The following is a 23,984-nucleotide window of genomic DNA, read 5'->3' as shown; positions in this document are numbered from 1 at the left end:
CTTAATTTTCAAATCCTAAATCCACAAATACAATGAAAGTAACTGTCGTAGGGGCAGGCGCTGTAGGTGCCAGTTGCGCAGAGTACATAGCCATTAAAGATTTTGCTTCTGAAGTAGTGCTTATTGACATCAAAGAAGGTTTTGCTGAAGGTAAGGCCATGGACCTGATGCAGACCGCTTCTCTGAATAGCTTTGATACAAAGATAGTAGGTACTACAAATGATTATTCAAAAACTGCAGATAGTGATATTGCAGTGATCACTTCAGGTATTCCCCGTAAGCCGGGAATGACTCGTGAAGAACTGATATCTACAAATGCGGGTATTGTAAAGCAGGTTTCGGAAAACCTGATCAAGCACTCGCCAAATGTGATCATTATAGTAGTGTCTAATCCAATGGATACTATGACTTACCTGGCTCATAAAGCAACAGGCCTTCCTAAGAACAGAATTATCGGTATGGGTGGTGCTTTAGACTCTGCCAGATTTAAATACAGACTGGCCGAAGCCCTGGACTGCCCTGCGTCTGATGTGGATGGCATGGTGATCGGTGGTCACAGCGATACTGGTATGATCCCTCTGACTCGACTGGCTACCAGAAATAGTGTTCCTGTTTCTAAGTTCTTAAGCAAAGATAAGCTGGACTATGTGCGGGAAGAAACCAAGGTGGGGGGTGCTACACTCACAAAACTCTTAGGTACCTCTGCATGGTATGCTCCGGGAGCGGCAGTTTCTGCTATGGTTCAGGCTATCGCATGTGATACTAAGAAAATGTTCCCTTGCTCATGTCTGCTGGAAGGAGAATACGGACTAAATGATATTTCCATCGGTGTTCCGGCCGTGATAGGAAGAAACGGCATTGAAAAAATAGTAGAGATAGAGCTGGATGATGCTGAAAAAGCGAAACTTCAGGAAAGCGCTGAAGCAGTGAAGAAAACCAACGGACTGCTTTAAGTACTTTATCGCATACAGTTTAGTTTTTTAAAAATCCCTGGTTTCGCGATCAGGGATTTTTTTTGATAGGACACTTCCTAACAAACAAATAATTTGCTATTTGCTTGTATACTGTAGTATTTTGAGGTTTCGTTAGGAACCACCTAAAAACACTTGCAATAACTCAATGATAGAGCGATACGATCACTTAATACAGCAAAGTGACCTGATAAGTCGGGATCTTAGCTGGTTGCACTTTAATTATAGGGTATTGGATCAGGCTAAAAATGAGGAAAGAAACCTATTCGACCGCCTGAAGTTTGTGGCTATTACGGCCTCCAATGCTGATGAGTTTTTTATGATCAGGGTAGGGAGTTTATACAACTATCTGGATTATGGAAAGGATCGTATCGATTATTCTGGTTTAAGGGCTGTACCTTTTAAGCGAAAGCTCCTCCATGATTATAAAGAATTTACCAGGGCTCAGAATGATTACTATTTAAATCATCTCGCTCCCCTTTTTCCAGGTCACCAGTTTATGATCCTTGAGTATGATAAGCTGCAAAAGCGGGAAAAGGAGCGGGTAACGAATTACTTTGAAAAGATCGTATTCCCAATGCTTACGCCTATGGTGTACGATTCTTATCATTCCTTTCCCATTTTGATGAATAACATTCTGATCTTTGGGGTGGTAACAAGGACGCTTGATAAGAAAGAGAAAAAGAAGATGTCCTTCATCCAGATTCCTCAAAACCTTCCCCGGTTTTATGAGATTGAGCGAAAAGACAGGATCATTTTTGTGCCAATAGAAGAGGTGGTGAGGCAGCACATTTGTGAGGTTTTTAAGAATGTAGATATAATCTCGTCTACTTTATTTCGAGTGACCCGAAACGGTGACTTCACTCTTGAAGAGTCTGAGGATGTGGAAGCAAACTTCATCGAAGAGATGAAGAAGAAGCTCAAGACCAGGAAAACAGGGCGTGTGGTCCGCCTGGAAGTAGAAGGCGGCTATGATAAATGGCTCATCAAACAGCTTAAGTCCAGGTACGAGATAGATGATGATAATATCATCGAGATTCCCTCCGGGGCACTGATGGACTATCACGGGTTGTGGCAAATAGCAGGACATGAGGATTTCCAGGATCAGCGCACTGAAATGCCTAAACCTGTGCCGCCGATCAGCATGGCAGAATATGAGGATCAGGATATGTTTAAAATCCTGAAAGACAGGGATATCCTGCTGCACCACCCTTACAATAGTATAGACCCACTTCTGGATCTGCTGGACCAGGCTGCTGAAGATCCGAATGTTTTGTCCATAAAGCTTACCATTTATCGCCTGGCCAAAAATAGCAGGGTTGTAAGTGCACTGTTAAATGCTGCTGAAAATGGCAAGCACGTTTCAGTACTCTTTGAGGTGAAAGCTCGCTTCGATGAGGAAAATAATATGAAAGAAGCCCAGCGTCTTCAGAAAGCCGGTTGTTTTGTGATATATGGTGTAGGAATGCTGAAGACCCACACCAAGCTACTTTTAATTGTCCGGAGGGAAAAGGAAAAAGTAACCCGGTTCGTTCATATGTCGAGTGGTAACTACAATGAATCAACTGCTCGCCTGTATACTGATATTGGTATTATGAGTTCCGATGAAGGATATGCGAATGACGTACAGGAATTCTTCAACGTAATTACGGGCCATTCTGTACCTGATAGGTATCAAAATCTGATCACAGCACCACGAGAAATGCGTAGCAGGCTGATCGAACTCATAGCTAACGAAGAGAAAAATGCTAAAGAGGGTAAGCCCACCGGTATTGTAATTAAAATGAATTCCTTACAGGATAGTGATACCATTCGGGCGATGTATTCCGCATCTATGGCTGGTGTTCCCATAAAACTTATTGTACGAGGTATTTGCTGTTTAAGACCCGGTAGGCCCGGGTTAAGTGAAAACATTACTGTGCGTTCTATTGTAGGAGAGTACCTGGAGCACAGCAGGATCTTATATTTCCGAAATGGAGGAGAATCCCTGGTCTATTCCGGGAGTGCTGACATTATGGTTCGTTCGTTTGAGCGCAGACTTGAGTCTCTTTTTCTTATTAAAGATGAGCTTCTGAAGCAGCAGGCCATAAATATCCTTGCCTATAACCTTAAGGATAATGTCAATACTTATGAAATGAATGAAGACGGCTCTTTTACTCCGGTCCAGCCAAACGGAGAGAAGGCATTCAATATTCATAGGGAATTTTATAAAGTAAAGCGGGAGACCATTATGGTAGCCAAACTGTTTTAGATATGTCTGCGGAAGATTGGATTAACAAGCTTGGGCTTGAAACGCACCCTGAAGGAGGGTATTACAAGGAGGTTTACCGTAATCCCGCAACTATTCAATTGAGTGGTGGTGGCGGAACCCGAAACCTGGCAACAAGTATTTATTTTCTACTAAAAGGAGGTCAGAAGTCCCATTTTCATCAGTTGAAGTCAGATGAGCTGTGGTATTTTCATCATGGTACTCCGGCAGAAATTCACATTTTTGAAAGGGGTAATTACAGGCAGGAGGTTTTGGGTTTAGATCTTGATGAAGGACAAAAACCTCAGATTTTAATCCCTGCTAATTCCATATTTGCTGCTGAGGTAAGCTCTGGTGTTGGTTACTCTCTGATGGGCTGTATGGTCAATCCTGGCTTTGATTTCAAGGATTTTCGGATGCTCTCTGCTGAGGAGCTTACAGAGCTTTATCCGGATAGAAAACCCCTAATCAAAAAGTTTACCGTGGAATAAAACCTTCATGAATTATCTGCTCGTCATATTTCCTTACCAGGCAAAAGGACAGGCTCTGAAGGCATAACGGCCACATTGCCATTTCGGTTTTCCTTAGGTGTCCTTTTGGTCAAAGAAAAAATGGGATTGACCTGAAGAGTCAATCCCATAATAAACGCTAATAAGATGTGAGTTCTTATGCTGGTTTATATTTTCGTTGCCAGAAAAGTACAACAATGAATGCACCTATCAAAACCACTGGTATAATTGCGATATTAGCTAATGTGGCCTGACCAGCGGCAAGCTCCAGAGCCTCTCCGGTAAGCCCTTCAGCGCCAAGTGATTTCCTGTGACCTTCAATCCAACTTCCTATGATCGGCTGGAAAATAGATAATCCAAGCATTCCTACGCCACCGATCAGCGACATTCCCAGGGCTCCTGTTCCCGGGAGGTATTCAGCAACGAAAGAGATCATTGTAGGCCAGAAATAACACACCCCAACAGCGAAGAGAATGGCCGAAACATACACCATTGGTCCGGTAGCCATACTCATCAGAAAAATGGATACAGCTGAAATGACAGCTGAAGCCAGAAGTACTCCAGTAATATTCAGCTGATGGATGAGAGGTCCGGCAAATAATCTACCTACCGCCATAAGGCCTGTTACCAGTGCCAATACAAGCAAAGGCTGAGCCCCTGAATTAGCCAGAATCCTTTCTACCCAGGCTTGAGTACCCAGCTCCGTGGTAGCTGTCAGGGTCATACAGGCCAGCATCAGCCAGTAAATAGGGGAAGAGAATATAGCTTTTATGTTTCCTGACGTTGTTACGGTAGTTTCTTTAGGAGCTTCCGGGAACTTTTGCCCCCAAAACAGGAAGAAATAGATGAGCGCAGGCACATACATAATAGCCAGTTTGATCTGCCAGCCACCTCCGGAGTTAGCGATTAAAAGTGCCAAAACCGAACCTATTGCAATACCTCCAGGGAACCACACATGAAATCGGTTTAGCATTACGGCTCTTTTTTCGGTATACATAGCGGCAATCATAGGATTGTAGGCTGCTTCCACCATTCCATTTCCAAAGCTGATGAAGAATGTAGAGAAAAATAAAGTGTAAAAGCTTGTAGATAGAATGGAAAAAGTAATTCCAAGGATATGACAGGCAAATGCGATGTTTCCTATCTTTTTAGGCCCCAGCGAGTTGTATAAAGGACCTCCCACCAAAGTGGCAATGGGGAAGCCAAAGATACCCATGAAGTTGATCCAGCCAAGCTGAGAGTCATCCAGGCTCATGTCGGTTACCAGGTCATTCATGATACCCGCGCGGATACCAAAAGCAAAAGCCGTTGTTAAAAGTGCGAAACAACTGGCAATGAATAATCGATTACGATTCATTTGAGATTCCATTTCGTTTAAGATTAAGCTATCAATTAAATAAATTAGGTGGTCAAATTCAAAGCAAATTAATAAAGTTGTAAAATCATGTCACTTACAAACGTTTGCATAAAATAAATAATTGAATTTGCTAATCAATCTTGATAGTTTTCCAATCTCATTTGAAAAATAACAAAATAAGATTTTATAAAAGCTAAACAGACCAACCTAACAATATGCAAAAAGGAAGAATCAGACTTGGACTAATTGGCGGTGGCCTTAACTCATTCATTGGCCCTGTTCATAGGATTGCTGCTTACATGGGTGAGCGTTATACTCTTGTAGGAGGAGCCTTTGATGTGGATTATCAGAAAGGGCTGGAGTTTGCTGAGAAGCTGGAGTTAGATCCGTCCAGGACCTATGAGAATATTGATGTTTTTATTGAAAAGGAACTTGCACTGCCCGCTGATGAGCGGATAGAGGTCGTTTCAATCCTCACGCCCAACTTTCTGCATTATCAGATGGCCATGAAACTCGTAGGGGCTGGCTTTCATGTGATTTGCGAAAAGCCGGTGACAATTACAGCGAAGGAAGCCGTAGATCTGGATAAGCTGGTCAAAGAAAAAGGGGTTACATTTTGCCTGACACATACCTACACAGGTTATCCGATGGTTCGTCAGATGAAATCCATGATTGCCGATGGTGCGATCGGAAAGGTCCAGAAAGTAGATGCCCAGTACTACCAGGGTTGGATCAACCCTTTCATTCATGATAAAGAAAAAAGAAAGGGTGTCTGGCGTCTGGATCCGGAAAAATCCGGACAAAGCTGCTGCTTTGGAGATATAGGTGTTCACGCATTTAATTTACTTGAGTACACTACCGGGCTGGAAGTGGAGAAAGTCCTTTCAGATATCGATACCCTTTATGATAACAACCCACTGGATGTAGACGGTACGGCTTTGGTTCGCACTAAAAATGGGGTAAAGGGAATTGTAAGAGCAAGTCAGATTGCTACAGGTGAGGAAAACAACATCGTGATATCCGTTTATGGAGATAAGGCCGGTCTCAAATGGGCTCAGGAAAACCCTACCTATCTGTATTATATGGAAGAAGGGAAGCCAGCTCAGATTCTGAAGCCGGGAAATCCGTATAATTCTGAATTCGCTTTAGAAAGTACAAAAATTGCTCCCGGCCATCCTGAAGGACTTTTTGATGCCATGGGCAATATTTATGAAGGCACGGCAAAGGCAATTAGAAATGAACCTGTAAAAGATGGTGCATACCCGACTATGGAAGACGGTGTTAGAGGCATGAAATTCATAGAAGCAGTTTTGGAATCCAGTAGAAAAGGTCAAGTTTGGGTAGCAATTGATTGATCAAATAAAATAAACTATGGCAAATCGAAAACTTAGAATGGGAATGGTAGGTGGTGGTATTGGCGCTTTTATCGGCGCTGTACATCGCATGGCAGCAAACCTTGATGGTCAGATTGACCTGGTTTGTGGAGCATTTAGTTCGGATCCTAAAAGATCTGCTGATTCCGGAGAGGAACTTTTCCTGCCGAAAGATAGGGTTTACGGGTCTTATGAGGAGATGTATCTGAAAGAAAAGGACCTTCCTGAAGGTGAGCGGATGGATTTTGTTTCTATTGTCACGCCCAATGTGCTTCATTTTGCTCCGGCCATGGAAGCTCTAAATCATGGGTTTCCGGTCATTATTGATAAACCCCTGACCTTCACATTGGATGAGGCACAAAAACTAAGAGATAAAGTAAGGGAGACAGGGTTGCCGTTTGCGGTGACCTATACCTATACAGGCTATCCCATGGTAAAACAGGCGATGGCAATGGTCAAGAATGGGGCCATTGGTACCGTGCGTAAGATCATGGTGGAATATCCGCAGGGTTGGCTTACTGACAAAGTAGAAGACACAGACCAGAAGCAGGCGTCATGGAGAGCCGACCCGAAAAGAGCCGGGATCAGTAACTGTTTTGGAGATATCGGAACACATGCTGCGAATATGGCTGAATATGTTTCAGGCCTGAAGATCACCGAGATCCTTTCCGAGATCAGGGCTACAGTTCCGGGCCGTGTCCTTGATGATGATGCCAATGTATTGCTTCATTTTGAAAATGGAGCCACAGGAGTACTTACTGCCTCACAGGTAGCTTCCGGTGAAGAAAATGATTTGAAAATCCGGATTTATGGGGATAAAGGTGGTTTGGAGTGGAATCAGCGTGATCTCAATTCACTGATAGTCAAAGATCATGGCAAACCGGATCAGGTATTTCGTGCAGGAGTTGACAGAGGAGGCTATCTTTCTGATGAAGCCATGCTCCATACCAGAACTCCTGCTGGTCATCCGGAAGGTTATGTGGAGGCTTTTGCTAACATTTACCGCAATTATGCTTTTTTCTTAAGAAACCACCTCTTTGGAGATACATACAATGAAAAAATGGATTTTCCAGGGATAGACGATGGGGTGAAAGGCATGGCACTGATTGAGGCAGTAGTTGACTCCAGTAAGAAGGGGAATGTGTGGGTGAAAGTAGGATCCTGATATGATCCCTAACTTAAAAAGACCAATTTTCCTGAGAGAGACCTTCAGGTTCATAATAGTAACTGAATTTCTCCGTAGGAGTCCTTGAACAAAATATAGATCATAAAACGTAAAACCGAGAACCTAAAAACCTATAAGAAATGAAAACCATAAAAGGCCCAGCCATATTTCTGGCGCAGTTTGCAGACGATCAGGAACCCTTTAACAACCTTAAGTCTATTTGTAAATGGGCGAAAGGTATTGGATATGAAGGAGTGCAGATACCTGCATGGGATGGTCGTCTTATTGATGTAAAAAAGGCCGCAGAAAGTAAAACCTATGCCGATGAGATTAAAGGTATTGTGAATGATGCCGGGCTGGAACTTACAGAGCTGGCCACACACCTGCAGGGGCAGCTGGTGGCTGTACATCCTGCTTATGATATCATGTTTGATTCCTTTGCTCCTGCTGAGGTTCACGGAAACCCTAAAGCACGAACAGCGTGGGCTGTGGATCAGGTGAAAAGTGCAGCTACGGCAAGTAAAAACCTTGGCATAGATGTGATGGCTTCATTCTCCGGAGCGCTGCTTTGGCACACCATGTACCCATGGCCACAGCGTCCGGCTGGTCTGGCTGAAGCCGGGTTTGAAGAGCTGGCCAAAAGGTGGATGCCTATCCTGGATCATGCCAGGGATTGTGGCGTGGAAGTGTGTTATGAGCTTCATCCGGGAGAAGACCTGCATGACGGGATCACTTATGAACGCTTTTGGGAAGCAACAGGAAAGCATAGTTCAGCTAAAATTCTTTATGATCCATCTCACTTTTTATTGCAGCAGTTGGATTACCTGCAATTCATTGACTTTTACCATGAAAACATTCGGATGTTCCATGTAAAGGATGCTGAGTTTAATCCTACAGGAAAAGCAGGAGTTTATGGTGGTTTCCAGAGCTGGATCGATCGTCCGGGTCGCTTCAGGTCTTTAGGAGATGGCCAGGTGGATTTCAGCGGAATTTTTACCAAACTAAGTCAATATGGCTTTGATGGCTGGGCGGTGCTTGAGTGGGAATGCTGTATCAAGTCTCCACAACAAGGAGCCGAAGAAGGAGCTCCGTTTATCAAAGACCATATCATCAAGGTCACGGACAAGGCATTCGATGATTTTGCCGGTGGCGGAGCAGACCATGAGACCAATAAGAAGATTTTAGGTCTGTAGAAATAAATAGGAGAAGTAATAAAAGAAGTATGAAGAAGTATTTACGTGTGATGATTGCGACAGCTATTGTGGTCGGCTGTCAGCAGTCAAATGAGTCTGTGGACAGGCCAATAGAAGCATGGGTTTTCCGGTCTGTCCTCGACCAAAAGCCCAGAATGGTTACTGCTGCTCTGAGCGATGAAATCTGGGTAGCATATGACGCCCAAAGGGCCAGTCTATATAAAGCATGGAAAGGAGGAGTGAATTTTGACGGGGCAGTGTATACTACCGTTCATGGACCACAGCCAACCAGCAAAGGATATGCTTACTACCAGGACAAAGAGCAGGACGATGTAGAATGGTTTATGGTGAAAGGAGATAAAGTAATAAGTCCCAGGGTGGATTATAAGGGTCATACTATTCTTGACGGGAAGGTTTCTTTCCTGTACAATCTGATTTCGGCTGATGGCACGATTGTGAAGGTAACAGAAACCCCGGAAGGTATCAAAAGAGGAAGCCAGAACGGTCTGCATCGAAAATTTACGGTGGAAGGTGCAGGTGATTATCAGGTGGGAATGGAATTGGTCATATCCTCATTAGTGAACGAACGGGATATCTCTACTAATGGACGTTTGGAAATAACAAGCACAAAAGATGTGGAGTATCCGGGTGGATCTGTAAAAACAGTCACTGGCAAGTTTATCCTGAATAATGATCAACCCACAGACCTGAAGGCTTATTTCCATCAGGGGTTTGATCGGCTGACAGTTGGCGTTACTATAGATGAGGAAGAAAGCTCCGAGGTACCCGTGGGGGCTATGCTAATAGAGGAGAGTGATTGTAAAGCGTGCCACAATGAAGAGGTAAAGACAGTGGGACCGGCTTATTTAGCAGTAGCGAGAAAATACAATGACAGTGATGAATCGATAAACATGCTGGCTGGAAAAGTGATAAAAGGCGGTAGTGGAGTTTGGGGTGAAGCCATGATGACTCCCCATCCAAATCTGGAAGAGTCTGATGCCAGAGATATGATCCGGTATATCCTTTCCCTGGATGACGATGAAGATGATGGTGAGAGCGGTGCCTGGCATTTGGGAGAAAAAACCATTCCTCTGAAGTTGCAGGACGAAATCAATATCAGTGAGGAAACACAGGGTGTAGCAGCCTATCAATACCTGTATAGTGGTGACCAACCTAATTTTAGCGTATTGAAAAAGGAGGCTTTCCCCATCAAAGCAAGTATCGTTTCTCAGATACATACAAGGGAGGCAGCGGATTTTGGAGAGAGGGAAGAAGATTTTGCCATGCTCTATAAGGGGAACCTTCGAATATCGAAAGAAGGAAGCTATAGTTTTCGTTTAGTTTCTGATGACGGATCAAAGCTCTATATTGATGGAAATGAAGTTATTGACCATTGGGGGTTACACGGTACGGATGCAAAAGATGGAGAAGTCTATCTGACTACAGGGGATCATCCGTTTGAAATAGAGTATTTCCAGGCTGGATCAGGAGCGGCAGTTTCGCTGCAATGGTTTAATAAAGAAGCAGGACAATTTGAATTAGTGCCTGAGTCTATGCTCTATGTTACTCCCGAAGCATACCTGGAGACAGAAGAATACATACCCACAACAAAACTGGTCAAATCCATCCCCGGCGACCAACAGTGGTTGGCTGATGTTCACCCGGCGTTTGATCTTTTTCAGGCCAGACCGGAAGGCTTTAAACCACGCGTTGGAGGGATAGACTTTCTTTCAGAGGATGAAATGCTGGTATGTACCTGGGATTCATTGGGGCCTGTGTACTTATTGGAAAATTTCCGGGCAGAGAATCCGGAAGATATTAAAGTAACCCGTATAGCTACCGGCCTGGCTGAGCCATTGGGAATTAAAGTGGTGGATGGAGAGATCTACGTTCTTCAGAAACAGGAGTTAACGAAACTGGTTGATCTGGATGGGGACCGCATTATAGATCAATATGAAACCATAGCCGATGACTGGACCGTTTCAGCAAACTTCCACGAGTTCTCATTTGGGCTTGTGTATAAAGACGGCTACTTCTATGGTGCACTAGCTACTGATATCTTGCCTGGCGGAGCCTCAGCTCAGCCGCAACCAAAGGATCGAGGGAAGGTTATAAAAGTTTCCAGGGAAACTGGTGAAGTGGAATTTATTGCCTCAGGCCTTCGCACGCCAAATGGAATAGGTATCGGTGTGGACAATGAGATATTTGTTGCGGATAATCAGGGCGATTGGTTACCGGCATCCAAGATCAATCATATCCGGGAAGGAGCCTGGTTTGGCTCCAGGTCGGTGGATTTTGAAGGTACTGAGGGCATGGTTCAGGATGAGCCTGTTGTCTGGCTTCCTCAGGATGAGATCGGTAACTCTCCAAGTACGCCACTTTACATAGATAAGGGGCCTTATGCTGGTCAGATGATTCACTGTGAGGTCACGCATGGAGGAATCAAGCGTGACTTTGTGGAGAAAGTAAATGGTAATTATCAGGGAGCTGTTTTCCGGTTTTCTCAAGGCCTGGAAGCCGGGGTAAACAGGCTGCAATGGGCTCCGGATGGTTCATTGCTGGTAGGAGGAATCGGCGTTTCCGGAAACTGGGGGCAGGTAGGAAAATTGAACTATGGCCTGCAGCGACTGGTTTACAATGGTACTTCTGTTTTTGAGATGCTGAAGGTTAGTGCACGATCCAATGGTTTTGAGATTGAGTTTACAGAACCCATAAAGGAAGGGCAGCAGATTAGCGCAGAGGATTTTGAGATTCAGCAGTTCTATTTTAAACCCACTGCTGAATACGGAGGACCAAAACATGATCTTAAGACACTGATACCAAAAGGGTTTTACCTGTCGGAGGACCGTAAGAAGATATTTGTAGAGCTGGAGGGTCTGAAGGAAAAGCATGTCGTTTATTTCCATATCAAACGACCATTTGTCAGCGCACTGGATCATGAACTTTGGACTACGGAAGCCTGGTATACACTCACGGCCATTCCTAAGGATAAGCCAGGGTTTACCAATGACTATGTGGTAGCTCATAATACCCTGACAGATGAAGAAGTAGCAGCGGGATGGAAGCTTCTGTTTGATGGAAAGACTACCAGTGGCCTGAGAAATTTCAAGTCAGAGACATTGGGTAAAAAATGGACCGTGCAAAATGGAGCCCTGCATTTTGTTGGTAAAGGGAATGGAGAAGGATGGCAGGCTGAGGATGGAGGAGATATCATCATCACAGACAAAACCTATCAGAATTATGAGCTTGTATTGGATTGGAAGATCGAAAGAGGAGGAAACAGCGGTGTGATCTACAATGTGGTGGAAGATGACAAGTACGAATATGTGTGGCATACAGGACTGGAGATGCAGATACTGGATAATTTGCGCCACCCGGATGGGCAGATAGAAAAGCACCGGGCAGGAGATCTGTATGATCTTGTAGAGACGAAGTTTGTTACTGTAAGTCCTGCTGGAGAGTGGAATCGTGCTCGCTTAGTGGTCAGAGATGGTCATGTCCAACATTGGCTCAATGGTTATAAGGTTGTTGAAACCGACCTTTGGGATGCTGCCTGGGAAGCTATGGTTTCAGAAAGTAAGTTTGCGGATATGCCCGATTTCGGGACGGCAAAAAGAGGCCATATCGCCTTGCAGGATCATGGAGATAAAGCGTGGTTCAGGAATATTAAAATAAGAGAATTGTAAGTGAAAAAAATCATCTATGGAGTGCTCTTCGGAGCACTTTTATCTTGCGGAGAAAGTCACGAGGAGTTGGTAAATACTCAGCCTCCTGATGAGAATCGATTTATCAAAGAGGTCTTTGTGTCAAACCTGTTTGAACCTACTGAGCTGGTAGTATTACCGGATAACAAATTACTATATACTCAGAGGAGAGGGGGAATAAAACAGTATGACTTACAAAAGGAAGCTCTTTCTGATTATGATTCCATTCCCGTTTTTCATGTGAATGAAGACGGACTTATGGGAGTAGAGCTGGATCCGGAATTTGAGCAAAACAGCTGGATCTACTTCTATTACTCTCCGCTGGAAAAGGCAGTTAATCGGCTATCAAGGTTTAGCTACACGCCCACCGGTCTAAAAAATGAGGTGGTAGTACTGGAAGTCCCGGTCCAGAGGGAAGAATGCTGTCATACGGGAGGCTCTATCGAGTTTGGTCCGGATGGGTTACTTTATTTATCTACCGGTGACAATACCAATCCTTTCGCTTCATCGGGGTATTCTCCTTCAGATGAGCGGCCTGGCCGTTCTGCCTGGGATGCGCAACGGTCGTCTTCTAATACCGATGATCTGCGAGGTAAGATCTTGCGGATCAGACCTGAACCTGATGGTTCTTACACGATACCCGAGGGCAACCTTTTTGAGGATGGTGATCCGCTTACCAGGCCTGAGATCTATGTAATGGGTTGTAGAAATCCGTACCGGATAGCAGTTGATTCAAAGCGGGGATGGCTTTTTTGGGGAGATGTAGGACCTGATGCGGGAGATGATGGTGAAGGCAGAGGCCCCAGAGGGCATGATGAATTTAATGTAGCTACAGAAGCAGGCTACTTTGGCTGGCCGCTTTTTGTTGGAGATAATTATGCTTATAACAAGTACAATTTTGCTTCGGGTGAGTCAGGCCCTAAGCATGATCCGAAAAATCCGGTTAATAGCTCTCCTAATAATACCGGACTTAAAAATTTACCGCCTGCTCAACCGGCAAAGATTTATTATCCCTATGCCCGGTTTGATGTTTTTCCCCAGGTAAAAAATGGAGGAAGGAATGCGATGGCAGGTCCCGTTTACTATTCGGATGAATATGAAAGCAGAAGTAAGTTTCCGGAGTACCTGGATGGTCGGGTGATTTTTTATGACTGGATGCGCGGGTTTATCTATTTCCTTGAGCTGGATGAAAAAGGAAATCCGGTTGACTGGTATCCGTTCATGCCCACCACAGAATTTAATAATGTGATTGATATGGAATTTGGGCCTGATGGCCGACTTTATATGATTGAATACGGTACCGGCTGGTTTACACAAAATGAAAATGCCCGCCTTTCCAGGATAAATTATGTTTCCGGCAACCGTGCACCAATTCTTAAAACAGATCTTACCGAAACAAAAGGAGCTGCACCTCTGAAGGTTACCTTTGATGCATCGCCATCTTATGATCATGATGGCGATCAGCTGCGGTTTGAATGGACCATTGATGATCAGGTTTTCAGTGATTCTGTGTTTACATACACCTTTGAGGAAGAGGGTGTCTACTATCCTGAACTGGTCTTGTCGGATGGGAAAGGAGAAAGTCAGAGAGAGCAATTTGTAGTGGAGGTTGGTAATGAGCCGCCCACAGTAAAAATAGACATAAAGGGAAATAGAACCTTTTTCTGGAAAGACAGGGTCATAGATTATTCTGTTCATGTTTCGGATCCTGAAGACAGTCAGCGACCTGGTGGAATAGATCGGAGTACGATCTCCTTTGACATTTCACATTATCAATCTACCGATATGGCAGAAGCACTGGGACATAAGGTCCCTGTTAGCGATGGTTTAAGTTTGATAGAATCACTGGATTGCAAGGCTTGCCATAAAGTAAATGAAAAATCCATAGGACCATCCTATACCGAGGTAGCCGCACGTTACAATGGCCAAAGGAATGCGCTAAATTACCTGAGCTATAAGATCATCAACGGAGGAGGTGGAGTATGGGGAGAGCAGGCAATGTCTGCCCATCCTGATCTGACTACCGAAGATGCCCAGAGTATTGTTAACTATATCCTGTCCCTGGCAAGTGACCGGTCATATCCACTGGATGGTTCCTATAAGGTTGATAAATCAGAAGGGCGATACTTGTTTACTGCCTCGTATAAAGACGGAGGCAAGGAGCCGCTTCGGCCGATAGAAGTTACCGAAAATGTTTGGTTGAAACCTGTAAGGTTTGATGCTGACCTCTTCGATGACTCTAAAGAGATCCAGGCCAGAAATGGGCGGATAAATAGCATTTATCACAATTCCTGGGTGGCATATAATCACGTAGACCTTACAGATATAGCTCAAATCAGGCTGGAGGTTGGCAGGGACATTCGAGGGGCGGACATTTCGGTGCGGCTTGGAGCTCCGGATGGAGAAGTGCTCGGGAAAATCCTTGCCTACCCGTCCGAATCATCAACCGATGCATACACCATTGACCTAAAACCTGTGTCAGGTTATAATGACATCTATCTGGTTTTTGAGAACGAACAGGAAGAAAATAAACTTTTAATGATCAGAACAGTGGAATTTATCCCTAAACCCTAACCAATATGAATCAGAACAGAAGATCCTTTATTAAAAAATCCGTGGCTGCTTCTGCAGCTATAGCCATTTTTCCCTCTTGTGTAACCAGTCCCGGAGGCTCTAAAATCCCTGAAATAGGCATACAACTGTATACCGTCCGTGATGCTATGGCAAATGATCCAAAAGGCACCCTGGAGAAGGTTGCTAAAATCGGTTATAAAAAGATCGAAACAGCAGGATATGCAGATGGAAAGGTCTATGGCTTTGGAGGTGCGAGTTTTAAAACGTTGCTGGATGATCTTGGCCTGAAGCTGGTGAGTGGACATATCTCTCCTCAGTTTTTTGAAGAGTCCTTTGACGAGGCATTGGAATTTATGGTTGAAGCCGGACAGGAATATGCAGTTTTCCCATGGCTGGCACCAGAGCAACGACAGACCCTGGACCAGTATCGTGGCTATGCGGAGACACTCAATAAATGTGCGGAAAAAGGCAAGCCGGCCGGGGTAAAGGTATGCTACCATAACCATGACTTTGAGTTTCAGCCAATAGAGGGCGAGTTGCCAATGAATGTGTTGCTACAGGAGCTGGACCCGGACCTTGTGGATATCGAGCTTGATCTGTATTGGATTAGCAGGGCAGGTCATGATCCTGTGGCTTTCTTTGAAAAGAATAAACAGCGGGTGCCTTTGTGGCATGTGAAAGATATTGCTGATACTCCTGAAAGGGGGTTTGCTGAAGTGGGAACCGGAACCATAGACTTTAAAACAATATTTGCAAATGCAGAGGTTTCCGGGATGAAACACTTTTTTGTGGAGCAAGACCAGTCAGATAACCCACTTCAAAGTATTGAGACGTCTTTTAATAATCTGACTCAAAAAATCCTGGTTTAACACATTAAGTGAGTATAAATATGGGTCTGCTGGCCCAATTAAAATAGTTACATCTCTACTTTGTCAGGTTATATTGAATGATCATAGGAGTATGGATTTGATACAAATATTCCCCCTTTTCTGTAAAGATGGCTCTAATGCCATCAAGATAAGGTTGAAATTTCAAAGAATCAGTCATTCCAGCAATGGAATCTATGTATTATAAAAACGAAAATGTTCAATTTGATCAAAGACTTCCCGGCCGGGTAGGCATGACTGGAGTGACCTTATCTTGATGGCATTAAAGAGACCGATGGGGGTTATAGAGAAATTTTTCAAACCGTATCCCTTACTGCTTAATCGCAACTTGACAAAGTATGATTAGAATAGATAATAGATAGCTAACTGCTGATTTTACAATCTTAAGGTATGAAATATTGGTTAGGAGTGCTGACTCTGGTCAGCGCTATGGGGTTGAAAGGACAAGTTATATCCGGTTATGTTAAAGATGACCTGAGCAAAGAACCCTTAGTGGGAGCGACTGTGCAGGTGTTACAAACCGATAAGGGAACCACTACGGACGAAGACGGCCATTTTACAATAGCGTCTGTCATGCCAGGCAGGTATTCAGTTTCCGTGAGTTACGTAGGGTATAAGTCTTCTGTACAGAATGATGTTTGGGTGAAAACAGGAAGGGAAACGGTTCTGAAGGTGGAATTAAGCCGTGATTTTACTAACCTGGAAGAAGTTACCGTCACAGAACGGGTTTCTTTTTCGAGTCCGGGCAAGCTGAAGATTACCGAAGAGCAGATCAACAGGTTTGCGGCTACTTACTATGATCCTGCCCGACTCATCACCTCATCACCCGATGTGGCAGTATCCAACGACCAGAATAATCTTATTTCTGTACGGGGAATACCACCGGCTTATAATGTCTGGATGCTGGAGGGTGCAGAGATTGTAAACCCCAATCATCTTTCAAACGCGGGCACTTTTCTGGATCAACCTACAGCCACTGGAGGCGGAGTAAACATACTGAGCGCACAGATGCTAAGTGAGTCAAATTTCTTATACAGTACATTTGATAATACCTATGGCAATAGTGTAGGTGGTATTTTCGATATGCACCTCAAACAAGGCAATCAGCAGGAGCGGCAATATACCGCTCAGGCCTCCCTCATTGGAATTGACCTGGCAGCAGAGGGTCCATACAGAAAAGGAGGATCGGCCACTTTTGCCGCAAATTATCGCTATTCATTCACCGGTTTATTGACCAATATGGGGGTGGATTTTGGCGGAGAGTCTATTGGTTTTCAGGACTTAGCTTTAGCCACATCCCTGAAATTGGGCAAAAAAACCAAACTCAAAGTATTTGGAGTAGGCGGGTTGAGTTTCAACCATTTCGATCATCTGGATTTTGAAGATTCGGAAAGAGAGAAAGACCGGAGTGATATCTACTACGATAACAAAATGGGTATCGCAGGGGCAAGCCTGGAAACTTCTTTTGAGAACAGTGAATGGACCAACACACTGGTGGCTTCAGGCTATCAGAATGAAAGGGATCAGACAGTCTTCAATAATCAGGATGCGTATCAGAGTCGGATCAATTATCAGGATGAATATACCATTTATTCAGGTACATCCAGCTATGTGAAAAGGTTTGGAACCAACCGGGTATACCTGGGGAGTACGGTGAATTTTTATAATTACAAAGAAAGCGAAAGCACCTTTTTTGAAAGTCCTATACCCGCCAACAGCCAGCGCTTTAACAAGCAGCAGCTTTTGGGGCGTCATTTCCTGGCGTTTGATCATCAGCTCAGTCCGCATTTTTATGTGAATTATGGGCTCACTTACAACTGGAATAATGGCAATCAGCATTCCTGGGACCCCAGAGCAGAGATACGAATTCTTGTAAGTCCGAACGCTACGCTTTCGATGGGTGCCGGGAAGTATAGTCAACTATATCAGCCATTCACTGTATATTTTACAGGTTCCGGAGCAGACCAGACTACCATTACTAATGAAGCTGACTTCATCAGGAGCTATAGGTATAGTTTAGCTTACAACCTTACTTTGAATGGGTATAGCATAGGAGCGGAGTTGTTTCATTACCAGTTTCCTGAAATTTACCTATTGTTTGAAGATGAGGCTTCTGCCCGATCTACAGGCTTTAGTTTGATGACCGAGAAAGCTTTTAGTGATGGGTTTTATTTCAGACTGGGGGGTTCCTTGTTTGATGCGCCATTGGAAACAGACTTTGATGAAAGAAACAGGTACAACACAAGGTATAATCTGAGCCTGGCCAGCGGAAAGGAATGGCAAAAGAATAAGGAGGATAAAACCAGTTCATTTGGTATCAATGGTCGGCTACTGTACCAGGGGGGACAATACAACCCACCTCAGTGGTTCTGGGGTGAAGGCTATGAGACTGACAGTTACTTCCGGTTTGACCTCAGAGTGCAATGGGTTAGATACAGGGAAAAGTATACACGGGTTTTAGCCATCGATCTTCAGAATGCCTTTAATGTCAAAAATGAAGCTTACAGATATTTTGACCAGTTCACAGGAAGTGAAGAAACTCAATATCAGCTTGGACTTATTCCTATACTAACCTACCGGGTAGAGTGGTAAATTATAAGAATGAATTACATTAAGGTCAAACTTGCCAGTTGATTTTCAGGTAGTTACCATCGTCTCCCTGTATTTGGTTATATAGGCGCTATATAATCGGATATTACCTGTAAATTAGATCTATGAAACCAAACATTAAATATGCCGTCATAGCTATACTTTTTCTCCTGTTTGCAGTGGTTCAGTATAATGATCCGGACCCGTTAATCTGGATACTGATCTACGGAGCAGTAGCATTGATAGCTTTTTTAAAGATTTACCTTAAGCAGGTAAATTTTAGCCCATTGATTATCACCCTGATCGTAATCATGCTTTTATATGCTTTCTTCTACATTCCAAGTGTGATGCAGTTTTTAAGCAAGCCTGATAAAGCAGAGTTATTTGGAGCTATGAAGGTAAAAAAGCCCTGGATAGAAGGAACCCGGGAGTTTATTGGCCTCCTGCTAGCCATCGGAGCGCTGCTTTACCTCAGAAAAAATCCGCCCAAAAAGAAAAGATCAGGGAAAAATAAACGCCGGGTTTGACCAGAGTTAGCCCGAATTCTGGTTAGTTGGTTTTTACAGTAAATAGCTCGATGTTTTTTGAATGGTTGGTTTGTATGGTACCAGAGAATACTTTTTCAAAAAACGCTGGCAGGCTTAGTTGATCCATAAGCGGTTTGGAGATCAGGTGATCTGTCTGGAATTTTTTGCATGACTTTTCAATTTGTGCCCCTTCATACAAGACTTTTCCACTGAAAACAATCTGGCTTTTGACATCACCTACCTGCCCAACTATTACTTGTCCGCAGTGAAATCCTGCCGTAAACTGAGGAACAATCCCATACTTTTTTAAGTACTTTTCTCTATGCTTCCTGATATCCCGTTTTACCTGCTGGAAGGCCCTTAAACAGTTAATATTCCTGATGCCGTCCTTCATTTTCCATGTCACGACCATTTCATCACCGACGTATCGATAGATCCGTCCATAGGTGTTTAGGATTGCGTCAGTTATATCATAAAAGAACTCATTGAGAAACTGGTTATACCGGATTTCACCCATTTTTTCAGCAATAGTTGTGGAATCATTGAGATCGAGGAACATGAAAATCCGTTTCTCTTTACGAGGAGTGTGATACTTACCAAAAATCAGGTTCAGCAAGACGCCCTGTCCCATTTTGTTGGAGATCTGGTGGGTAAAAATAAGACCAGCACTGATTAGTAGCGTATACAAAATGATGACGTGAAAATCTCCATGGTATACAAAAGCATGAAATTCTTCTCCCTGGAGGTATTCCGTGTAATTTTCTCCATTGTAAAGACTTCTGTTAAATGAAAAAACCAATAGGATTAACAATATGAAGAAGGAGGTGTAAACCAGTGTTTTTAAAATTACCTTTTTGAAAAATTTCATTTTCCTCTTGAGAGGGCTGTGAAGGTAAAGTTCTGATATGGATAAAAATGCTCCACCTAAAAGGCCGATCGTCATTCCATTAATGAAGGCGATCGGGTCATTGTATTCTCGGGCTGTGAGCGGATAGAGCAGGCCAAACAGAACACCTACAGCGATGAACATGAAAGAGATTCTGGTGTTCCGATGCCTGAGCCAACTTACTCTCATATTGCCAGGAGTTCTTTATCGTGGATTGAAAACACTTCAATTGGATTTTGTTTGCCACGCAGTGACATACTTCCAACTGCTTTGCTCTCAAAGAGGAGTGGCAGGTCTACTTTTCCAATCAGATCTTCAGAGACCAGAAGCTCTTCCCCAAGCTCTCTGCCTTTGGATAGAAGCCTGGAAGTAGTATTCATGACATCTCCGTGGAATACTATCTGCGTCTTTATGTTTCCGATTTCCGCGCGCACCAGCCTTCCGGTATGGATACTTCCGATCGGAGTGGGGATCAGCCCATACTTGGTAAAATACTTCTCCCTTTTCTGCTCAATTCTATCTTTTATAGCATGAAATGTCCGTACACAATTTGCATTAAAAAGGCCTTTTTCCATTCTCCAGGTGACCACCAGTGTATCTTCCACGTATTCGTAGATGATTCCCTGATGCTTTACTATGGGTTCTGTGATGTCATAGAAGTATTCATTAATGAATTTGAAGAAAGTAATTTCACTCAGCCTTGAGGTGAATTCATCCACGTTCCCCAACCCGATAAACATGACTATGCGCTCCTGCAGTACAGGCCGGTAAAAAGTGCCGGTGATAAAGCTGACGAGTACTCCCTGTCCCATCTTTCTGCTCATCATTCGGGTGAAATTGATGCTGAACGCAAAAAATAATGCATACAAAACGCCAACCGAAAAGTTTCCATACAAAAGATAATGCTGAAATTCACCATCGTTGAGCACTTCCGAATAGGACATACCAAGACGGAGCATTCTCGAGGTAGCTACTACATTTGTCAGGATAAAAACGATCAAAAAGAGGTAAAGTGTGGTCCTTAGTAAAAGAAGATAAATGAACTTGAGCTTTCGGATACCCCCTGTAAAGATCCACAGCTCTAAAAAAGATATCAATATCCCGATCAATGCTCCTGAAATAGCTCCGTTAATGAACGGAATAAGCTCAGAAAAGCCGTTTGAAAACATCACATAAATAACTCCCAGCAGAATACCTACTAAGATAATCTGCCCAGATACCCTATATTTGACTTTTTGGCTGACAGTGAGTTTCAAAAAAAGGCCTGATGTTGGACCCATGAAATTACAAATTATTTGGTAAGTTTCTGATATGAACAACAAACACCTTCTCCCGAAGATCTTTTTCATTCTGTTGCTATTCCTGGGTGTGTCTCCAGTGAGGAGTCAGGACCTGACAACAATCATCCTTGTGAGGCATGCTGAGAAAGAGCAGGATGGTACATCCGACCCATCGCTTACTGAAAAAGGTAAGCTGAGGGCTGAAAGACTGGCTTATATGTTGAACAGCCAACCTATTGAGACCATTTACACCACACGTTTCAGTAGAAATACCAGTACCATTTACCCAACAGCCCATCTGAAAGGTGTAATTACCAAAGTATATAAGCCCCATCAGAAAGGTTTTGTTGAGGAAATCGTAAAACAGCATAAAGGGAAGACGGTGCTGGTTTGCGGGCACTCAAACACTGTGCCCTTTATGGTCAATGAGCTCATCGGAAAAGAGCTTTTTGACCAACTTGCTGATGATGACTACAATGATATTTTTATAGTGACGGTTACTGAAGTAGGTAATGGAACCTTCACCATTATCAACTATTAAACCCGCTCAGGAGTTTTTCACAAATACCTTCCCTTTTGTCGGGTAGTACTTTTCAAAAAGGTAATAGTTTATACCATCTTTCAGTCCTACATCCGGAACCACCATGGTTCTGGCACCGGCAGACTTCATGGCCTCAATGTAGATCTCAGAGGCCGGAATGATCACATCTGCCCGGTCAGGGTTTAACTGGAGTTTTGACATCCGATCCTGCAGAGACATATTTTTAAGAAATTCCTGCACTTTCATGACCGTATCGAGGGATATCTTTCTCTTTTTACCGACCTGTGAAAGCTCATAGATCTTATTGATATTTCCTCCGGTACCAATGGCAGTAATGCCCTTATAATCTTTAACCTGATGGTAAATCCAGTCTTTCATGGCTTTCCAGGCTTTGGGAGAATCCACATGGTCGAGCCTGCGAACCGACCCTATTTTAAATGAATTGGATAAGATCTTGGCTTTATTTTTATAGAAATTGAGCTCGGTACTTCCACCTCCTACATCTATATGCAGGTATATCTTATCATCCAGATCAAGGCTGATGACATTATTGATCAGTGAAGCTTCCTTTTCGCCAGATATAATGGTGAGCTGCAGGTTTAATTCCTTTTTCACCCGCTCAACAATCTCTTTACCGTTTCTAGCTTCACGCATGGCAGAAGTAGCACAACCATAGAAATGATCTACTTCATAAAGGTCTATGAGGTGCTTATATGCCGTCATAAGCTTCATGAATTTTTCTTCACGCTCCGGGCTGATCTTTTTGGTTTTAAAAACATCATGGCCTAATCGAAGAGGGAAGCGAACGTATTCAAGCTTTTTTAACGTGATAATTGTTTCGAATTCAATCACTTTGGTGATCTGTAACCTGATGGCGTTAGATCCTATATCAATAGCTGCAAATTTCATTGGAGCCAAAAGTAGTCGTTTCAGAAATTGAGCCCTTGAAATATTTTCATTTTTATTATGAGGAATCACGTGTATATTTGCATCACATTTATCGAGAAAGGCGGAGGGATTGGGCCCTGTGAAGCCTTGGCAACCTTTTCGGACGTTCACAGTCTGGATTTCGGTGCCAATTCCCACCCAGACCGAAGCGTCAGGGAAGAGATAAGCTGTCCACTCACACCTTTCTCCAAATAAATGTCTTTAAATAACCTGGATAATGACAAAGCTAAAAGACATAGCGTCGGAGAGAATATTGGTGTTAGATGGCGCCATGGGTACCATGATACAGCGATACAAACTGGAAGAGGAAGACTTTCGAAATGAAGAGTTAAAGGATCACCCTCACGCTTTAAAGGGGAATAATGATCTTCTTTCCATCACCAGACCCGATGTGATCAGGGAGATTCATGCCGCCTATTTTGAGGCCGGAGCTGATATTGCTGAAACGAATACATTTAGCAGTACATCAATAGCACAGGCTGACTATCACCTGGAGCATTTGGTTTATGAGCTGAACTTTCAGTCAGCAAAAATCGCCAGAGAGGCTGCTGATGAATTCACCTCAAAAGATCCTGATAAACCACGTTTTGTAACAGGTTCAATAGGCCCGACAAACCGTACAGCATCCATTTCCCCGGATGTAAATGATCCTGGTTTCAGGGCCGTTTCTTTTGATGGATTAAAGGCAGCATACCGTGAACAGATCAAAGGACTGATTGACGGGGGGGTAGATGCTTTACTTGTAGAGACGGTTTTTGATACGCTTAATGCCAAAGCCGCTTTAATGGCCATTGACGAGGAAGTGAGTGAAAGAGGCATTGAATTACCCGTTATGGTTTCCGGTACCATTACGGATGCGTCAGGACGAACCTTGTCCGGTCAGACTACCGAAGCATTTTTAATCTCCTTAAGTCATATGCCTCTTTTGAGCATTGGTCTGAATTGTGCCCTTGGAGCCAGCCAGCTCAGGCCTTATTTACAGATCATGGCTGAGAAATCAGACTACATGGTGAGCGCCCACCCAAATGCAGGTCTGCCTAATGAATTTGGACAATATGATCAGACTCCTGAAGAAATGACCATGCAGATAGAGGAATACCTTCAGGAAGGTTTGGTCAATATTATCGGGGGGTGTTGTGGTACTACTCCGGACCATATCAGGTCCATTGCGGAGGCAGCCGGCAAGTATAAGCCCCGCAAAATTATTAGTAACCAGCAAGTGATTGCTTAAA

Annotated in this window: 17 protein-coding genes and 1 riboswitch; of the genes, 13 read left to right on the top strand and 4 right to left on the bottom strand. The window is 43.6% G+C overall.

Features of this window, described 5'->3' with window-relative positions; genetic code table 11:
- The first annotated feature begins 32 nt into the window (after positions 1-32).
- The 3 genes from mdh to AC3E9V_RS15685 all read left to right on the top strand — a co-directional run bounded on the left by mdh (position 33) and on the right by AC3E9V_RS15685 (position 3,710).
- Positions 33-953, top strand: a complete 921-nt coding sequence (gene mdh / locus AC3E9V_RS15695; RefSeq protein WP_488749082.1) for a malate dehydrogenase — start codon at positions 33-35, stop codon at positions 951-953.
- A 166-nt stretch (positions 954-1,119) separates the two neighbouring features.
- Complete coding sequence (gene ppk1, locus AC3E9V_RS15690) at positions 1,120-3,222, top strand: polyphosphate kinase 1 (RefSeq protein ID WP_488749081.1); 2,103 nt, start codon at positions 1,120-1,122, stop codon at positions 3,220-3,222.
- Positions 3,223-3,224: 2 nt separating this feature from the next.
- Positions 3,225-3,710, top strand: coding sequence for a cupin domain-containing protein (locus tag AC3E9V_RS15685; protein ID WP_488749080.1), 486 nt, complete (start codon positions 3,225-3,227; stop codon positions 3,708-3,710).
- 175 nt (positions 3,711-3,885) lie between these two features.
- Here the strand turns inward: AC3E9V_RS15685 and AC3E9V_RS15680 are convergent, their stop codons facing one another.
- On the bottom strand, positions 3,886-5,085 hold the full coding sequence (locus AC3E9V_RS15680) for an MFS transporter (protein ID WP_488749079.1): 1,200 nt from the start codon (positions 5,083-5,085) through the stop codon (positions 3,886-3,888).
- Positions 5,086-5,300: 215 nt separating this feature from the next.
- On the opposite strand from AC3E9V_RS15680, the gene AC3E9V_RS15675 reads away from it, so the two are divergent.
- The 8 genes from AC3E9V_RS15675 to AC3E9V_RS15640 all read left to right on the top strand — a co-directional run bounded on the left by AC3E9V_RS15675 (position 5,301) and on the right by AC3E9V_RS15640 (position 19,097).
- Positions 5,301-6,440 carry a Gfo/Idh/MocA family protein gene (locus AC3E9V_RS15675; RefSeq protein WP_488749078.1) on the top strand — a complete coding sequence of 380 codons (1,140 nt, stop codon included), beginning with the start codon at positions 5,301-5,303 and terminating at the stop codon, positions 6,438-6,440.
- A 16-nt stretch (positions 6,441-6,456) separates the two neighbouring features.
- Positions 6,457-7,623 carry a Gfo/Idh/MocA family protein gene (locus AC3E9V_RS15670; protein WP_488749077.1) on the top strand — a complete coding sequence of 389 codons (1,167 nt, stop codon included), beginning with the start codon at positions 6,457-6,459 and terminating at the stop codon, positions 7,621-7,623.
- Between the two features lie 140 nt (positions 7,624-7,763).
- Positions 7,764-8,816, top strand: a complete 1,053-nt coding sequence (locus tag AC3E9V_RS15665; protein ID WP_488749076.1) for a sugar phosphate isomerase/epimerase family protein — start codon at positions 7,764-7,766, stop codon at positions 8,814-8,816.
- 29 nt (positions 8,817-8,845) lie between these two features.
- Positions 8,846-12,502 carry a 3-keto-alpha-glucoside-1,2-lyase-like domain-containing protein gene (locus AC3E9V_RS15660; RefSeq protein WP_488749075.1) on the top strand — a complete coding sequence of 1,219 codons (3,657 nt, stop codon included), beginning with the start codon at positions 8,846-8,848 and terminating at the stop codon, positions 12,500-12,502.
- The gene (locus AC3E9V_RS15655; protein ID WP_488749074.1) at positions 12,503-15,094 is read left to right on the top strand and encodes a PQQ-dependent sugar dehydrogenase; all 2,592 of its coding nucleotides are present in this window, start codon (positions 12,503-12,505) and stop codon (positions 15,092-15,094) included.
- A gap of 5 nt (positions 15,095-15,099) precedes the next feature.
- Positions 15,100-15,963 (top strand): sugar phosphate isomerase/epimerase family protein, encoded by an 864-nt coding sequence (locus AC3E9V_RS15650; protein ID WP_488749073.1) that lies wholly within the window; start codon positions 15,100-15,102, stop codon positions 15,961-15,963.
- Positions 15,964-16,371: 408 nt separating this feature from the next.
- The gene (locus tag AC3E9V_RS15645; RefSeq protein WP_488749072.1) at positions 16,372-18,573 is read left to right on the top strand and encodes a TonB-dependent receptor; all 2,202 of its coding nucleotides are present in this window, start codon (positions 16,372-16,374) and stop codon (positions 18,571-18,573) included.
- Positions 18,574-18,695: 122 nt separating this feature from the next.
- Complete coding sequence (locus tag AC3E9V_RS15640; RefSeq protein WP_488749071.1) at positions 18,696-19,097, top strand: transmembrane 220 family protein; 402 nt, start codon at positions 18,696-18,698, stop codon at positions 19,095-19,097.
- A 22-nt stretch (positions 19,098-19,119) separates the two neighbouring features.
- Here AC3E9V_RS15640 and AC3E9V_RS15635 read toward each other — a convergent pair whose 3' ends face one another.
- The gene (locus tag AC3E9V_RS15635; RefSeq protein WP_488749070.1) at positions 19,120-20,127 is read right to left on the bottom strand and encodes an adenylate/guanylate cyclase domain-containing protein; all 1,008 of its coding nucleotides are present in this window, start codon (positions 20,125-20,127) and stop codon (positions 19,120-19,122) included.
- 41 nt (positions 20,128-20,168) lie between these two features.
- Positions 20,169-21,263 (bottom strand): adenylate/guanylate cyclase domain-containing protein, encoded by a 1,095-nt coding sequence (locus AC3E9V_RS15630; protein ID WP_488749069.1) that lies wholly within the window; start codon positions 21,261-21,263, stop codon positions 20,169-20,171.
- Positions 21,264-21,294: 31 nt separating this feature from the next.
- On the opposite strand from AC3E9V_RS15630, the gene AC3E9V_RS15625 reads away from it, so the two are divergent.
- Positions 21,295-21,804 (top strand): phosphoglycerate mutase family protein, encoded by a 510-nt coding sequence (locus AC3E9V_RS15625; RefSeq protein ID WP_488749068.1) that lies wholly within the window; start codon positions 21,295-21,297, stop codon positions 21,802-21,804.
- A 6-nt stretch (positions 21,805-21,810) separates the two neighbouring features.
- On the opposite strand, the gene AC3E9V_RS15620 is transcribed toward AC3E9V_RS15625, so the two are convergent.
- Positions 21,811-22,713: a Ppx/GppA phosphatase family protein gene (locus tag AC3E9V_RS15620; protein WP_488749067.1), complete on the bottom strand. Its 903-nt coding sequence runs from the start codon at positions 22,711-22,713 to the stop codon at positions 21,811-21,813.
- Between the two features lie 85 nt (positions 22,714-22,798).
- A riboswitch (SAM riboswitch) is annotated at positions 22,799-22,921 on the top strand.
- A gap of 48 nt (positions 22,922-22,969) precedes the next feature.
- Here AC3E9V_RS15620 and AC3E9V_RS15615 point away from each other — a divergent pair.
- Positions 22,970-23,983, top strand: coding sequence for a homocysteine S-methyltransferase family protein (locus AC3E9V_RS15615; protein ID WP_488749066.1), 1,014 nt, complete (start codon positions 22,970-22,972; stop codon positions 23,981-23,983).
- Position 23,984: the final 1 nt, after the last annotated feature.

It is taken from the genome of Marinoscillum sp. HNIBRBA16962, from assembly GCF_057801515.1.
Note: the sequence above shows the minus strand (reverse complement) of the source record. Positions and strands in the feature narration are given on the sequence as shown.

Coding starts and splice junctions, on each gene's coding strand:
- AC3E9V_RS15660 (WP_488749075.1), top strand. CDS start 8,846: ATGAAGAAGTATTTACGTGTGATGATTGCGACAGCTATTGTGGTCGGC.
- ppk1 (WP_488749081.1), top strand. CDS start 1,120: ATGATAGAGCGATACGATCACTTAATACAGCAAAGTGACCTGATAAGT.
- AC3E9V_RS15640 (WP_488749071.1), top strand. CDS start 18,696: ATGAAACCAAACATTAAATATGCCGTCATAGCTATACTTTTTCTCCTG.
- AC3E9V_RS15625 (WP_488749068.1), top strand. CDS start 21,295: ATGAACAACAAACACCTTCTCCCGAAGATCTTTTTCATTCTGTTGCTA.
- AC3E9V_RS15650 (WP_488749073.1), top strand. CDS start 15,100: ATGAATCAGAACAGAAGATCCTTTATTAAAAAATCCGTGGCTGCTTCT.
- AC3E9V_RS15645 (WP_488749072.1), top strand. CDS start 16,372: ATGAAATATTGGTTAGGAGTGCTGACTCTGGTCAGCGCTATGGGGTTG.
- AC3E9V_RS15620 (WP_488749067.1), bottom strand. CDS start 22,713: ATGAAATTTGCAGCTATTGATATAGGATCTAACGCCATCAGGTTACAG.
- AC3E9V_RS15635 (WP_488749070.1), bottom strand. CDS start 20,127: ATGTTCATCGCTGTAGGTGTTCTGTTTGGCCTGCTCTATCCGCTCACA.
- AC3E9V_RS15675 (WP_488749078.1), top strand. CDS start 5,301: ATGCAAAAAGGAAGAATCAGACTTGGACTAATTGGCGGTGGCCTTAAC.
- AC3E9V_RS15680 (WP_488749079.1), bottom strand. CDS start 5,085: ATGAATCGTAATCGATTATTCATTGCCAGTTGTTTCGCACTTTTAACA.
- AC3E9V_RS15685 (WP_488749080.1), top strand. CDS start 3,225: ATGTCTGCGGAAGATTGGATTAACAAGCTTGGGCTTGAAACGCACCCT.
- AC3E9V_RS15630 (WP_488749069.1), bottom strand. CDS start 21,263: ATGGGTCCAACATCAGGCCTTTTTTTGAAACTCACTGTCAGCCAAAAA.
- mdh (WP_488749082.1), top strand. CDS start 33: ATGAAAGTAACTGTCGTAGGGGCAGGCGCTGTAGGTGCCAGTTGCGCA.
- AC3E9V_RS15615 (WP_488749066.1), top strand. CDS start 22,970: ATGACAAAGCTAAAAGACATAGCGTCGGAGAGAATATTGGTGTTAGAT.
- AC3E9V_RS15670 (WP_488749077.1), top strand. CDS start 6,457: ATGGCAAATCGAAAACTTAGAATGGGAATGGTAGGTGGTGGTATTGGC.
- AC3E9V_RS15665 (WP_488749076.1), top strand. CDS start 7,764: ATGAAAACCATAAAAGGCCCAGCCATATTTCTGGCGCAGTTTGCAGAC.